The 14,255-nt window shown below is 65.8% G+C and carries 11 protein-coding genes and 1 tRNA gene; 9 read left to right on the top strand and 3 right to left on the bottom strand.

Annotated features, from left to right (window positions below):
* Positions 1-120: 120 nt before the first annotated feature.
* Positions 121-474 carry a hypothetical protein gene (locus ACV959_RS03095; RefSeq protein ID WP_475738461.1) on the top strand — a complete coding sequence of 118 codons (354 nt, stop codon included), beginning with the start codon at positions 121-123 and terminating at the stop codon, positions 472-474.
* 164 nt (positions 475-638) lie between these two features.
* On the opposite strand, the gene ACV959_RS03090 is transcribed toward ACV959_RS03095, so the two are convergent.
* The gene (locus ACV959_RS03090) at positions 639-1,685 is read right to left on the bottom strand and encodes a C1 family peptidase (protein ID WP_475738460.1); all 1,047 of its coding nucleotides are present in this window, start codon (positions 1,683-1,685) and stop codon (positions 639-641) included.
* Positions 1,686-2,006: 321 nt separating this feature from the next.
* Between ACV959_RS03090 and ACV959_RS03085 the strand changes: the two genes are divergently transcribed.
* Positions 2,007-2,318: a hypothetical protein gene (locus ACV959_RS03085; protein ID WP_475739577.1), complete on the top strand. Its 312-nt coding sequence runs from the start codon at positions 2,007-2,009 to the stop codon at positions 2,316-2,318.
* A 258-nt stretch (positions 2,319-2,576) separates the two neighbouring features.
* Positions 2,577-3,350, top strand: coding sequence for a methane monooxygenase/ammonia monooxygenase subunit C (locus ACV959_RS03080; protein WP_475738459.1), 774 nt, complete (start codon positions 2,577-2,579; stop codon positions 3,348-3,350).
* Positions 3,351-4,106: 756 nt separating this feature from the next.
* On the opposite strand, the gene ACV959_RS03075 is transcribed toward ACV959_RS03080, so the two are convergent.
* Positions 4,107-4,183: transfer RNA gene (locus ACV959_RS03075), tRNA-Met, on the bottom strand.
* 431 nt (positions 4,184-4,614) lie between these two features.
* On the opposite strand from ACV959_RS03075, the gene ACV959_RS03070 reads away from it, so the two are divergent.
* From ACV959_RS03070 to fba, 3 genes are read left to right on the top strand one after another with little or no spacing between them, the layout of a single operon-like run.
* Entirely contained in the window at positions 4,615-5,490 is an 876-nt protein-coding gene (locus ACV959_RS03070; RefSeq protein ID WP_475738458.1) for a phosphoribulokinase, read from the top strand.
* 11 nt (positions 5,491-5,501) lie between these two features.
* Positions 5,502-7,487 carry a transketolase gene (tkt, locus tag ACV959_RS03065; protein ID WP_475738457.1) on the top strand — a complete coding sequence of 662 codons (1,986 nt, stop codon included), beginning with the start codon at positions 5,502-5,504 and terminating at the stop codon, positions 7,485-7,487.
* A gap of 17 nt (positions 7,488-7,504) precedes the next feature.
* Complete coding sequence (gene fba / locus ACV959_RS03060; protein WP_475738456.1) at positions 7,505-8,587, top strand: class II fructose-bisphosphate aldolase; 1,083 nt, start codon at positions 7,505-7,507, stop codon at positions 8,585-8,587.
* Positions 8,588-8,667: 80 nt separating this feature from the next.
* On the opposite strand, the gene ACV959_RS03055 is transcribed toward fba, so the two are convergent.
* Complete coding sequence (locus ACV959_RS03055; protein WP_475738455.1) at positions 8,668-10,200, bottom strand: metallopeptidase domain-containing protein; 1,533 nt, start codon at positions 10,198-10,200, stop codon at positions 8,668-8,670.
* A gap of 185 nt (positions 10,201-10,385) precedes the next feature.
* Between ACV959_RS03055 and rpe the strand changes: the two genes are divergently transcribed.
* The 3 genes from rpe to ACV959_RS03040 all read left to right on the top strand — a co-directional run bounded on the left by rpe (position 10,386) and on the right by ACV959_RS03040 (position 14,030).
* Positions 10,386-11,066 (top strand): ribulose-phosphate 3-epimerase, encoded by a 681-nt coding sequence (gene rpe, locus ACV959_RS03050; protein WP_475738454.1) that lies wholly within the window; start codon positions 10,386-10,388, stop codon positions 11,064-11,066.
* A gap of 118 nt (positions 11,067-11,184) precedes the next feature.
* Entirely contained in the window at positions 11,185-12,657 is a 1,473-nt protein-coding gene (locus tag ACV959_RS03045; protein ID WP_475738453.1) for a pyruvate kinase, read from the top strand.
* Between the two features lie 101 nt (positions 12,658-12,758).
* Positions 12,759-14,030, top strand: coding sequence for an IS256 family transposase (locus ACV959_RS03040; RefSeq protein ID WP_475738452.1), 1,272 nt, complete (start codon positions 12,759-12,761; stop codon positions 14,028-14,030).
* Positions 14,031-14,255: the final 225 nt, after the last annotated feature.

Genomic DNA, 14,255 nt, shown 5'->3' with positions numbered 1-14,255 from the left:
ATTTTGAGACTTGCGCGAAGGGCCGCGACCTGCTGTTGCGGCTGCGGATCAGACCCTCGTTGCGGCTCCGCATGTGCGCAATGTTTACGCGGCGGTCCCCACGCTTCTATAACGGCAGCCGTGACCGCCGATCCGCCGACTCCCTCCGCCGGCCCATTCCTGCTTCGCCTCGCGGGCGGCGCCGCCTTCCTCGCGCTCTGGCTCGCCGCGGCCGCCGCCTGGGCGGCCATGTCGCTCACGGGAGCCGCCATGGCCAATGATTCCGGCGCGGTTTCCGCCGATCGCCATGCGACGTTTCTGCTGAGGCTGATTGCGGGCGAAATCGTCGCCGCATGCGCCGGATTGCCGGGCGGACTGGCTTTCATCCGGGCGCGCCGGCGCAGATTGTTCGTCGCCATTTTCGCGACGCTGTTCATTCTCGGCGTCGGACTGCAAATTTGGGCCTTCTGGTCATTCGCCTCGGCGGCGGTCTGACCACATGAAGCGATCTTCGCAAACAGGAAAGGCGCGAAACCTTCGGACTTCTCCCGGCGCGCGCCCGGGGCGATGTTCAGGCCGCAGCCCGAAGCGATCGCGCAGCCATGCGGCGGCGGGGCCAAACCGGCGCTATCAAACCCGCGACGGACCCAGCCACAGCCCTATTCTTCGTCTTCGTCGTCCTCGGCCTCATCCTCGTCGGAATCGTCGCCGTCTTCTTCGCCGTCGTCCTCATCCTCATCGAATTCTTCCACGCCATCCTCGTCTTCCTCCTCGTCCGACTCTTCCTCCTCGTCGTCTATCTCCTCTTCGTCGCCTTCCTCCTCCCCATCGTCGTCCTCATCATCGTCATCTCCCTCTTCGTCTTCCTCGCCTTCCTCCTCCCAATCTTCATCCTCATCGTCCGCGTCCGCCTCTTCCTCGTCGTCGCGCGCGAGCTCGGCGAAGCGTTCCCTGACGAAGGTCGAAATGCCGGAGAGGCTTTCGTAGAAGCTACGAAAATCGCGGGGCGTATCGTCCGAATAGTCGGAGCCGTCGAACAGGATGTGGCCGATCACGTCATAGGCGGTCGACGACAGGTGATTGATCGTCTCGGGATCGAAGCCGCGGATCAGGGGATTGTCGTTCTCGACCCATGTCCGGCCGGGATCGGGCATGGGAACGACGCCGCGCTGTTTGTTGCAGGCGTCGAAGGACCGAAAGAGCGCGCAACCGAAAACGATCGGATAGCCCTCCGCAAGACAGCGTTTCCAATGGTCGAGGGTCACGCCGACCTTCTGCATGTCGAGCGCCTTGAGGCGCTCGGCTTCGACGTAGGAACGCGTCTTCGGTTTCTGGAGAACGGCCTGTTCGTCATAGGGCCATGTCGTTTCGTTGCAGGCGCCGAAGCTCTGCAGGCTCTCCATGCCATATTGAATGACGCTGCCGGCGTCCTCGTTCTGCTCGCCGTTGCGCCAGCGCGCGTTGAAATAGATGAACAGCCGGCTCAGGTCGATATGCCGCCTGGCGTGCTTCTTGATGAGATATTCATAGGCGCCCGCGATGGCGTTGGCGGCGCCGGACTGCAATCCGCCCTGATCCTCAACGGGAGTCATCAGCGGCCGCAGGTCGACCTTGCGCGGCGGCGTCAATGCGGCGGGCGGCGCATAGAGCCGCGCCCCGGGATTCGCCTCAACGAATTTGTAGCCGCCGAACTTCGATTCCGACATTCCTGCCTCCGGGGCGGCGCGCGCCGCAAAACGAGAATCTTTCGCGTTGAACCGCGAGGTTCAGGAATAGGGGCGAGGCGTGCGCCGCGCAACGCCGCGCGTCATCGCAGGCGAGAAAGAAAAGGAGCCGTTCAACGCAGCATTTTCCGAAGGATCGCCGCGCGTCGTTTCGCCGCACGCGGCCGGCGCGAAGCTTTGCTTGACCGTCTTCTGATCGCTCTCTAGCCTAGTGGTCGGAACCGAGAGGCGGCGGTGGATCCAATCTCGAAACATCAAGGCGCATTTGCGCGCGCATGGGCGGTTTTGCTCGCCATCGCGCTCATGTTTCAGGTCGCGATCGCCGCAACGCCGGCGGCGGCGATCGGCGTCGATCAGGGCGGCGCCATCTGCGCGGCGCAACCGTTGGCGCCCGATCGTCAGCCGCTCGACTCGCATCGCGGCCATCGCCATGGCCTGTGCTGCATTCTCCATTGCGCCGCGCTAGACGCGCCGCCGTCAGCGCCACGTCCCGTCGTTTTCCTGTCTTTCCCGGCGACGGACGTTCAGCCGCCATCGACACTCTCGGCGCCCGCTCCGCGCGTGGAGCCCAAGGGCGCGCCCCAGTCTCCGCGAGCGCCGCCCGCCGCCGCCTGACGGCGCTTCGGCGACGACGTCGCGTCGATAGATCGGGGGCCCTCCCAGCCTGCGCTTCGACCAGCCGTCGTTTCCGATAGTGCGCGGCCGTCCGCGCGAAAATGCGCGTCGCTCAAGCCCTGAACAGCGACTCCTCCTGTTGTTGAGACATTTTGGCGATGCGCGGTTTTCGCCGCGCCGGGCCGCCTTGCGCCCTGACGCGCGCCGCGCGGGAATTCCCTCCGCGCGCGCCCAGAGAAATTTTGCGGAGACGACATCATGAGCATCGCTAAGACGAAAGCGGTTGACGCCGCGAAGCCCGCCGAAAGAATTCTCGACACGAAACCCGTTCTCATCGGGCTCTCCGCCCTGACGCTGTTCGTGGCCTTTCTGCGCCTCTATGAACAGCTCCACGGATGGAGCGCGGGCCTCGACTCGTTCTCGCCGGAGTTTCACATCTACTGGACGCGCCTGCTCGAGGCCGCGATCTTCCTTTCGTTCGCTGGCGCAGCGGGGCTCGCCGGTTATCTCTGGCGCACGCGCGACCGCGATTTAACGGCGCTCGCGCCCGCGTCGGAACTCCGGCGCCTTGGCTATCTCGTCCAGTGGCTTGTGATTTTCGCGCTCGCCCTGTTCTGGGGCCTGAGCTTCTTCTCCGAGCAGACGGCGGTCTGGCACATGACCACGGTGCGCGACACGGATTTCACCCCGAGCAATATCGTCACCTTCTACATTTCATACCCGCTTTTCGCGATTCTCGGGGCGAGCGCATTCCTCTATGCGAAGACGCGCCTGCCCTTTTTCGCCAAGGGTTATTCGCTCGCCTTCCTCGTCCTCGTCGTCGGCGTCTTCATGACGATCCCCAATGTGGGGTTCAATGAGTGGGGCCACACCTCCTGGTCCATGGACGAGGGCTTCGCCGGCCCCCTGCATTGGGGCTTTGTCTTCTTCGGCTGGATGTCGCTCGGCGTTTTCGGCGTGGCGCTGCAGATCCTCGGTCGGCTCCGCGAACTCCTCGGCGCGGAAGCCCCGGAGATCCTGCGCCGACGCTGATTGGCGATGCGCGCCGATCGGCGCGCGTCGTCCGGCCGGCGTCGCCCCCTCCCTCGTCACGACGCCGGCCGCCCTCTTGCGCGTCATGCGCTCAACAGCTTCACGCGCAAAGCTCCCGCGCGTGAAGACCCCCAGCAAACAACTCCCCGCTCGACAAGGCGCGAGCGGGGTTTTTTATTGCGCTGGCGCCAGGGGAGCGGCGCTTCGCGAACTAAACGGCATGGCCGCCGAAGGGCCTTGGAGACCACGGGTGGCGACCCTGACGCCGAAAGCGCCGGGGACGCCATTCTCAGGCCCGGCGACCGTCGATCGGCGCAAAATAGGCGCCCGAGCAATCCGGTCAGTGGGCGCTTGTTCTCGTCGGGCCTCGAAGCGCAGACCGTCAGGACCGAAGCGGTCGACGGCGCAAACGCATTCCAGGCCGCAGCGACCCAAACCGACGCGTTCCACATCCTTCCGGACAACCTCGCCTGGTCGCGCCACGCTCCGTTTGGGGAAACATCATGGCGCGCGGCGACATCGGCGCCCGACCGCTACGGCACGGTCGGTCGCTTCGGACGGATCGCAATACGAAACGAAAGGATGAGGAAAGACACTCACTCCGGCGGCGCCCGAGCGGCGACCATCCGATGGCGCGGAGAACTGATGACGGAAAGGGCGCGCATGAGAGGAACGCTATCGCGACTGGCGCGAAATCTCGACGATTCCGCCAAGGCGAAATTTCGCGCTCAATTTCTGAAGGGCGATTAACGGCTTTGGTAGCGGAGGAGGGATTCGAACCCCCGACACAGGGATTATGATTCCCCTGCTCTGGCCAACTGAGCTACTCCGCCCCGGGCCGTCTTGGCGCGGCCTTCGTCAAGCGCGAGCGATATAGGTCGTGCGCCGGCGGAAAGTCAAGCGTTCTGTCGCGCCCCCGAGGCGCCGAGCCGGATCCCCGCCGCGCGCGTTTGGGTTTCGCGCGCGCCGGATCGAAAGGTCCGATCCACCCCTCTGGCGGAATGCAAGCGAGCCAAGGCCCGCCGAGCGAGGCGGCCATGAAGGCGACGAAGGACAGGATGCTGACGAGCAGGGGCGCAAAGGGAAGCTCCGTTCAAGCCATGGACCGGGCCTCGTCGGCCCCCGGCGCCGGCGGTCCTTGCGGATCGCGGCGGGGCGTTTCAGGCGCGCAAGAGCCTTTTCTTTGCCGGGCCGGCATGCGACAAGCCGGGCGCAGCGGGAAACGCCCCCGGCTCGAACAAGGATCTCTGCGGGTAGCGCGCCCATGTCGGTCAAACACCCCATCATCTCGATCACTGGCTCGTCCGGTGCGGGCACGAGTTCCGTCAAGGCGACTTTCGAGCAGATTTTCCGTCGCGAGCGCATCGAGGTCGCCTATGTCGAGGGCGACAGTTTTCATCGTTACGACCGCGAGGAGATGAAGGCCAAAATGGCCGAGGCGCAGGCGAATGGCAATTACAATTTCAGCCACTTCGGTCCCGACGCCAATCTGCTGTCGGAACTTGAGAATCTGTTCCGGGAATATGGCGAGACCGGCTCCGGCCGCTACCGTCACTACGCGCATGACGAGAACGAGGCCGCCCAGCTCGGCGTGCCGCCGGGCAAGTTCACGGACTGGCAGGAGCTTCCGCCCAACACCGACATTCTCTTCTACGAGGGCCTGCATGGCGCCGTGGTGACGGACGAGGTGAACGTCGCCCGCTACGCCGATCTGAAAATCGGCGTCGTGCCGGTCATCAATCTCGAATGGACGCAAAAGCTACATCGTGACCGGCAGGCGCGCGGCTACACCACCGAAGCCGTGACGGAAACGATCCTGCGCCGCATGCACGACTATGTGCATTACATCTGCCCGCAGTTCTCGGAGACCGACATCAACTTCCAGCGCGCGCCAACGGTCGACACCTCGAATCCTTTCGTCGCGCGCTCCATCCCCACGCCCGACGAATCCATCGTCGTCATTCGTTTTCGCGACCCGCGGGACGTGGATTTTCCCTATCTCGTGGCCATGATCGCCGGCAGCTGGATGTCGCGCGCCAACTCCATCGTCATTCCGGGCAACAAGCTCGATCTTGCGATGCAACTCATCCTCACGCCGAGGATTCTCGAACTCGTCAGGCGCCGAAAGAGCGCCACCTGAAAGAAGCCGAAATGTCCGAAACCTTGCTCGCCGCCGACGCCCGCAACTTAGCCAACGCCATTCGCGCGCTCGCCATGGACGCAGTGGAAAAGGCCAAGTCCGGCCATCCAGGGATGCCCATGGGCATGGCCGACGTCGCGACCGTGCTCTTCCAGCGCTTCATGAAGTTCGACGCGAGCCGGCCGGACTGGCCCGACCGCGACCGCTTCGTGCTGTCGGCCGGCCACGGCTCCATGCTGCTCTACGCCCTGCATTATCTGCTCGGCTACCCGGGCATGACGAAAGCCGACCTCGAGAATTTCCGGCAATTCGGCGCGCCGACGGCGGGTCACCCGGAATATGGCCATGCGCCGGGCGTCGAGACCACCACCGGCCCGCTCGGCCAGGGCCTCGCCACCGCCGTCGGCATGGCGATCGCCGAGCGTCTCGCCGCCGCGCGCTTCGGCGACGAACTCGTCGACCACAACACATATGTCATCGCCGGCGACGGCTGCCTGATGGAGGGCCTCTCCCACGAGGCGATCGACCTCGCGGGCCATCTGAGGCTCTCGCGCATGATCGTGCTGTGGGACGACAATTCGATCTCCATCGACGGCCCGACCCATCTCGCGACCTCAATGGATCAATGCGCGCGCTTCGCCGCCGCCGGCTGGCACACGCAACGGGTCGATGGCCACGACATGGAGGCCGTCGCGCGGGCCATCGAGGCCGCGAAGGCGGATCCGCGCCCCTCAATGATCGCCTGCCGGACGGTGATCGGCTACGGATCCCCCGGCAAACAGGGCAAGGAGTCCGTTCATGGCGCGCCGCTCGGCGCCGCCGAGGTCGCGGCCGCCCGCGAGGCGCTCGGCTGGCCGCACACGCCTTTCGAGGTGCCGGAAGGCGTTCTCGCGGCCTGGCGCGCCGCGGGGAGCCGCGGCGCAGGGGCCCGCGCGGCCTGGGAGAAGCGCCTCGCCGCCTCGCCGAAGGGAAGGGCTTTCGAGACCTTCGTGAAAAACGACGTCTCGGCGGAAATCGCCGCCCCGCTCGCCGCCTTCCGGGCGACGCTCGCCGCCGAGAAGCCGAAGGTCGCGACGCGCAAATCCTCCGAAATGACGCTCGGCGTCATCAACGAGGCAACCGGCGCCACCATCGGCGGCTCGGCGGATCTCACCCATTCCAACTTCACCATCACCAAGGGCATGGGCTCAGTGAAGCCCGATGACTTCTCGGGCCGCTATATTCATTATGGCGTGCGCGAATTCGGCATGGCGGCGGCGATGAACGGCATTGCGCTGCATGGCGGCTTCGTTCCCTATGGCGGCACATTCCTCGTCTTTTCGGACTATGCGCGCGGCGCGATCCGCCTCTCGGCGCTGATGGGCCTGCGAGTGATTTACGTGCTGACCCACGACTCGATCGGACTCGGCGAGGACGGCCCGACCCATCAGCCGATCGAGCATCTGGCGTCGCTGCGCGCCATGCCCAATCTGCTGGTGTTCCGGCCCGCGGACGCCATAGAGACCGCCGAATGCTGGGAGCTCGCCGTCGCGCAGCGCGACACGCCCTCCGTGCTGAGCCTCTCGCGCCAGAACCTGCCGACGCTGGAGAGACCCGTTTCGGAAAATCTCTCGGCGAGGGGCGCCTATGTGTTGCGCGAGCCCGAGGGCGGCCGCGACGTGACGATTCTCGCCACGGGCTCCGAGGTGGAAATCGCCCTCGCCGGCGCCGACGCGCTCGCCGCGAAAGGGATCAAGGCCGGGGTCGTCTCCATGCCCTGCTGGGAGCTTTTCGAGGCGCAACCGGCCGACTATCGCGCGCAGGTTCTCGGAAAGGCCCCGCGCATCGGCGTCGAGGCGGCGGCGCGGCTCGGCTGGGACCGCTGGCTCGGCGAAAACAGCGTCTTCATCGGCATGACCGGCTTCGGCGCAAGCGCCCCGGCGGCGGAACTTTATAAACATTTCGGGATAACCGCCGAGGCCGTGGCCGACGCGGCGGTCGCGCTAGTTGAAGATTGAGACAAACGGAGGCGAATATGGCTCTCATTACACTGCGGCAGCTTCTCGATCACGCCGCCGAACACGACTATGGCGTGCCCGCCTTCAACATCAACAATATGGAGCAGGGCCTCGCGGTGCTCGAGGCCGCCTCCTCGGTCGATGCGCCGGTCATCATACAGGCCTCGCGCGGCGCCCGCAGCTACGCCAACGACATCATGCTCGCCAAGATGATCGAGGCGCTCATCGCCATGTATCCCGACATCCCGATCGTGATGCATCAGGACCACGGCAACAGCGAAGCGACCTGCGCCAGCGCAATCCGCTTCGGCTTCTCCTCCGTGATGATGGACGGCTCGCTCAAGGCCGACGGAAAGACGCCCGCCGATTATCAATACAACGTCGACGTCACCCGCCGCGTCGTCGATTTCGCCCATTGGGTCGGCGCCTCGGTGGAGGGCGAACTCGGCGTGCTCGGCTCGCTGGAAACGGGCGAGGGCGAAAAAGAGGACGGCCACGGCGCCGAGGGCAAACTCTCGCACGACCAGCTGCTGACGGACCCGGCGCAGGCCGTGGACTTCGTCGCGGCGACGAAGGTCGACGCGCTTGCCATCGCCATGGGCACCTCACACGGCGCCTATAAATTCTCCCGCAAGCCGGACGGCGCCATTCTCGCAATGCATGTCATCGAGGAAATCAACCGCCGCCTGCCCAATACCCATCTCGTGATGCACGGCTCGTCCTCCGTGCCGCAGGAGCTTCAGGACGCGTTCAACGCCGCCGGCGGCGAGATGCCGCAGACCTGGGGCGTGCCGGTCGAAGAGATTCAGCGCGGCATCAAATTCGGCGTGCGCAAGATCAACATCGACACGGACTGCCGCATCGCCATGACCGCGGCGATCCGCGCGACGCTCGGCAGGAACAAGGGCGAGTTCGACCCGCGCAAATATCTGAAGCCCGCGCAGGAAGCGATGGTGAAGGTCTGCAAGCAGCGCTACGAGGAGTTCGGCGCGGCGGGCCAGGCGAGCAAGATCAAGCCGGCGCCGATGGCCGAGATGGCCAAGCGCTACGCCAGCGGCGCGCTCGACCCGACCTTCGCAACGAAGCAGGCGGCGGAGTAAGTCGAATAGATCACACGGATCGCCTTCTCGGCCCCGACGCGCAGCGCCGGGGCCGATTTGTTTCGGCGGGAATGACGCGTCTACTTCGTTTTCGTCACACGCACGCCGAAGATCGAACCGGACCGGTTCACCACCTCGACCCTGACCCCCAGCGTCGCGGAATTGAAGACGCCGCCGACCGGATATTGCGCATTGAACAGCGCATAGTTCGGAAAGCTGCGTCCGCCGGCGTCGCAATAGGGCGCGCTGCGGTAGTCGGCCGGCGTGGCGTCCACGGGCACGGCCCATCCGCTCGACGTGTTGAAGAAGCAGGCGTTGCCGGCGCCGATGGGTCCGCGGTTCGCCCGGAAGTCGTGGATCACGACGCCCTCGCCCGGCAGGCCCTTCTCATATTGCGCAGCTTTCACCCGCGCCTCCACGGTCAGATAATGCGCCGCCGAACCGGCGCAGGGCTCATTGACGAGACAGATCTTGATCATCTTCGCCCGGGTTCCGAGCGGCGTGGAATTCGCCTCGAGCGCGAACCACCGCTGACCGATCGCGCCGACGACCGCCTTGTTGGCCGACGGAATCCAGTTCAGCGCGTCCTTGTAGGAGGCGATGTAGCCGCCGCCGGGCTCCGTGCAGTAGAGCGCGCGCAAAGCGGCGCCGCTGTTCGCCGAACGATAGGAGCCGCATTGAATCGACAGGGCGGTGGAGCCGGAGCTCATTTCGTCCCAGGGGCTGTCATAGGCGTGATAGACCCAGCCGGAGTGCGGAAGCCCCAGACTATGGCCCAGTTCATGCACATAGACGCTGGTCTCCTGCCCCCATGGCGGCTCCCAGGTCGCGCCGTAAAACTTGCCCTGATAGACGAAGCCCCCGCCCCAGGCGCAGCAGTCGAGATCGTTGTTGATGACGAAATTGATGTTGTCGTAAAACGAGACGTTCACGCCCGACGCCGCGACCATGGCGAGCGCGTCGTTGGCGAGCAGGCCGAGATTGGCGCAGGCGCTGGACCATCCACAGTTTGCATAGGCCGATTTCGGCCGCGGAAGCGTGAGCCATTGCGTGGGGTTCAACCCGCCCATCCCCGCCACATGCGCCCGCCACTGAAGCTGACTCCACGACGTCTTGTCGAAAAAGCCGTTGATCGTCGCCGGGATTTTCAGCGCCGCGTTGGGCGTCGCCGGATTGGTCAGGAATCCGTAGAAAGCGGGCGGGTGCGGCGTCTGCGCGTCGCCGCTGAATTTGAGCAGGACGAAAAGAACGCGCCTCGTCGCAAGCGCCGCAGGCGCCAGGGCCTGCCCCTGTTTTTCCTCCAGCACGGACATCTTGTCGACGGCGATCCGCTGAACGGTCCCGCCGCCTTGGGTCGCCCGCCCCTCGACGCGCACGGTCTTGCCGAAAGCGCGGATCGCGGCGAGTTGGTCCACGGAGGCGACGTCGAGCGGGATGGTCGTTCCGTCGGCGCGGGTCAGATTGAACAGGATCGCGCCGCCTGGCTGCCCGGGCCGTGGATCGGCCCAAACGACCGCCAATCGTCCCTCCGCGGTTCCGCCGACGCTCTGCGCCGCCGCGCCCCCCGAGGCGGCCGTCGCGATGGCGAGGGCGAACCCCCTGAACCATTTCATTAGGGGCCCAGAAAATAAACTGTCGAAATCCTTCACGGCAAACTCCTGTCGCAGCGCGCCAAGCCCAGCTTAGGCGGCAGAGTCTGACACATTTGTTTCGACGACGCAGCCGATTGATCCGGTCCCGGTTGAAGCGCCCCCCGTCGCCGTTTATTGGTTGACGACCGCCAATCGCCCGGCCCGGCATGTCCAACATCCTCATCGCCCCCTCCATTCTCTCCGCCGATTTCGCGAAGCTCGGCGAGGAGACGCGCGCCATGGAGCAGGCGGGCGCCGACTGGATTCATCTCGACGTGATGGACGGGCATTTCGTGCCCAACCTCACCTTCGGCCCCGGCGTCGTCGCGGCGCTGCGGCCGCACACGACGCTGGCGCTCGACGTGCATCTGATGATCTCGCCCATCGACCCCTATATCGGCGCCTTCGCCGACGCGGGGGCGGACGTCGTCACCGTCCACGCCGAGGGCGGCCCCCATCTGCACCGCTCGCTTCAGGCGATCCGCGCGCGCGGCAAGAAGGCGGGCGTTTCGCTGAACCCCGCCACCCATGAAAGCGCGCTGCAATATGTGCTCGACGACGTGGATCTGATCCTCGTGATGAGCGTCAATCCGGGATTCGGCGGCCAGAGCTTCATCCCCTCGCAGCTCGACAAAATTCGCGCCATCCGCGAGATGATCGGCCGCCGCCCGATCCGTCTGGAAGTCGACGGCGGCGTAACTCCGCAAACCGCAACCGCCATCGTCGAAGCGGGGGCCGACACGCTCGTCGCCGGCTCCGCCGCCTTCCGGGGCGGTCCGTCCGAATACGCCCGCAACATCGCCGCGCTGCGGGCGGCGGCGGCCGCCGCCGGCGCGGTCGACGTATAGGCCGCGCCGGACTTGCCCTCGCGTCGGCCGGAACGACGCAAGGGCGAAGTCGCTGTCCTTGTAACACGCCTGTCGCAGACGCGCCGTCATCATCGCCGCCGACAGGAGGGAGACGCAGATGTCGAGCCGCAACGCCGCCGAATGCGATCATTCGCAGCGCGAATTGCGCGAGTTGCGGGACGAAGTGGCGGCGCTGCGCGAAGCCGTTGCGCAGGAAGGCGATGCGCGGTTCGCCGCCTGGGGCGCGCCAGCCGGCGCGGAAGGGGCGCGCAATCTCGCCCATTATCTGGCGCTGCGCAGCCGCGATCTCAGCGCGTTGCAACCGCGGCTCGCGGCCCTTGGCCTTTCCTCGCTCGGACGCTGCGAGTCCCATGTCATGACGTCGCTCGACGCGTTGCGCGCGACGCTGCGACGCCTGTGCGGCGAGACCGCCGCCTATCCTCCGCGGGGGGCGACGCAGGCCGCCGAGGCGACTTTGCTGTCGGCCTGCGACCGCGTCTTCGGCCCCGGCCCTGCGCCCCGGACGCGAATCATGGCCACGCTGCCAAGCGAGGCGGCGGATGAGCCGGGTCTGGCCGCCGCGCTCGTCGCGGCTGGCATGGATTGCGCCCGCGTCAATTGCGCACACGACGACGCGGCCGCATGGATGCGGATGATCGAAAACGTCCGCAACGCCGCGCAGGCGGCCGGCCGGCCCTGCCGCGTCCTCATGGACGTCGCCGGCCCGAAACTGCGCATCGACGACGCGCAGGCGCCCGAAAAATACCGCCTTCTTCCCGGCAAACGCGTGCGGCTCACGGCCCGGCTCGACCGGACAGGCGAAGCGGCGGCCTTCACGCTCAATTTCCCTCAGGTCGCCCTGCGGCTTCGTCCCGGCGCGACGGTCTCTTTCGACGACGGCAAGGCGACCGGGCGCGTGACCGCTTGCGACTCCGCCGGGGCGGAGATCGAGATCGTCGCCGCGCGGGAGAAAGGGCTGCGGCTGAAGCCCGGCAAGGGCGTCAATCTGCCCACGACCGAGCTCGAGTTGCCGCCCCTGACGCCCAAGGATCTCGCGGACCTCGACATCGTCGCCCGCGAGGCGGACATCGTCGGACTGTCCTTCGTGCAGCGCGCCGGAGACGTCGCATTGTTCCAGCAGGAGCTCGGCGTGCGCCGGGGCGACAGGGCGCCGCAGGCGCTCGTCCTCAAGATCGAAACCCCGCTCGCGTTCCGCAATCTGCCCGGCCTGATCGCACAGGCCGCCGCACGGCATCCTACGGCGGTCATGATCGCGCGGGGCGATCTCGCCGTCGAAGTGGGCTTTGCGCGCCTCTCGGAATTGCAGGAGGAGATCCTGTGGCTCTGCGAAGCCGCCCATGTTCCGGCGATCTGGGCGACGCAGGTGCTCGACCAGCTCGTGCGCGAGGGCGTCGCCAGCCGGCCGGAAACCACGGACGCCGCCATGGGTCAACGGGCCGACTGCGTCATGCTCAACAAGGGCGCGCATCTTGTCGAGGGCGTACGCTTCCTGCGCGACGTGCTGGACAGGATGGATCGCCATCAGTCGAAGAAATTCGCCCGCCTCTCGCGCCTCGCGGCCTGGACCTGACCAACGCGAGCTATGACTGAAGTTGGGTGATTGGGCCTGAAAAGGCGGCGTATCGTGGCGGGTGCTGAATCCTGCCAGCTCCTCCAAAGGAGCGATACGCCATGGAAGAAGATAGCACGATCATCCATCTCCGGCAGCGGGGTCTGATCTCCGATCCCCTGACGGAGATTGACCGAGAAGGCGCACAACGCATGCTTTTGGCCGCGCTGAAGGCTGAAGCGGACAGTTTCGTCGAGATGTTTTCCCACGAGCGGCTGCCTGATGGCCGCCAACGTGTTGTGCGGCATGGCGTCGGGCCAGAACGGGTCATCCAGACCGGGATCGGGCCGATAACCGTTCAGCGGCAAAAGGTCCGGGATCGCGCCGCCGATGCGCCGGCGTCGGCGAAAGTTCGCTTCAGTTCGAACATTCTGCCCAGATGGGCGCGCCGGTCGCGCAGCCTCGACGCCTTGTTGCCGGTTCTTTATCTGCGGGGCGTCTCGATGGGCGACCTTCAGGAGGCGCTGACGGCCCTTCTCGGCCCAGAGGCCCCGAACCTATCGCCGGGCGTGATCGCTCGTCTGATCGAGGCTTGGCGGGAGGAGCATGGTCGCTGGCAACGTCGGGATCTCTCGGCTCGCCGCTATGTCTACATCTGGGCGGACGGCGTCTATCTACAGGCGCGGATGGAGCCGGAAGCGGAATGCATTCTCGTCATCATCGGCGCCACGCCCGAAGGCAAAAAGGAGCTTCTCGGCTTTCATGTGGGCGCCCGGGAAAGCGCGCAAAGCTGGCGTGAGTTGCTTGTCGATCTCAAGGCGCGGGGCCTGACAATCTCCCCCGAACTTGCGGTTGCCGATGGCGCTTTGGGGTTCTGGAAAGCAATGGACGAGATTTATCCAGCCGCGCGGCGTCAGCGATGCTGGTTCCACAAGATCTCCAATATTCTCGGCAAGTTCCCGAAGTCCATGGCGGCGGCGGTCAAGGCCGACCTGCAGGAGATCCATCACTCAGAAACCAAGGCGGCGGCGCGCGCGGCGATAAACCTCTTCAACGAAAAATACGGGACCAAATACGCGCCGGCCGTCGCCTGCCTGACCAAGGATGAAGAAGCATTGCTGGCGTTCTACGACTTCCCCGCCGAACACTGGGATCACCTGCGAACGTCCAATCCAATCGAGAGCGTCTTCGCCACCGTCCGGCATCGGACGGTGCGCACCAAGGGCGCTCTGTCCCAGAAGACGGTGAAGATCATGGTCTTCACCCTCATTCGAGCGGCGTCAAAAACCTGGCGCAGATTGAAAGGCGCAAATCAGTTGCCTCGGCTCATCGAAGGCGTCAGATTCGTCGACGGCGTCGCAAGCAGCGACGCCAGAGAAAGCCACGCCGCTTGATCAGCGCCCGTCACCCACATTCGGCCATAGCTCGGGGATTGGGCGAGGAGGGCTCGCCGAACAGGTTTGCGCGGACGTCGGGGCGCGCTTGCATGGCAGGGTCGGGCGCGCCGTGCGGCCAGGCCGCGGGTTGGCGAGGTTTTCGCGGCGGCGTTGGCGTGGTTGCTGACGCCCTGTCTGACGATCGCTCCGGCTTTGGGTCAGAGCTATCCGCTGCGTCCTGTC

Source organism: Methylocystis sp. Se48, from assembly GCF_056269425.1.
This window is presented reverse-complemented; position numbering and strand designations above follow the sequence as displayed.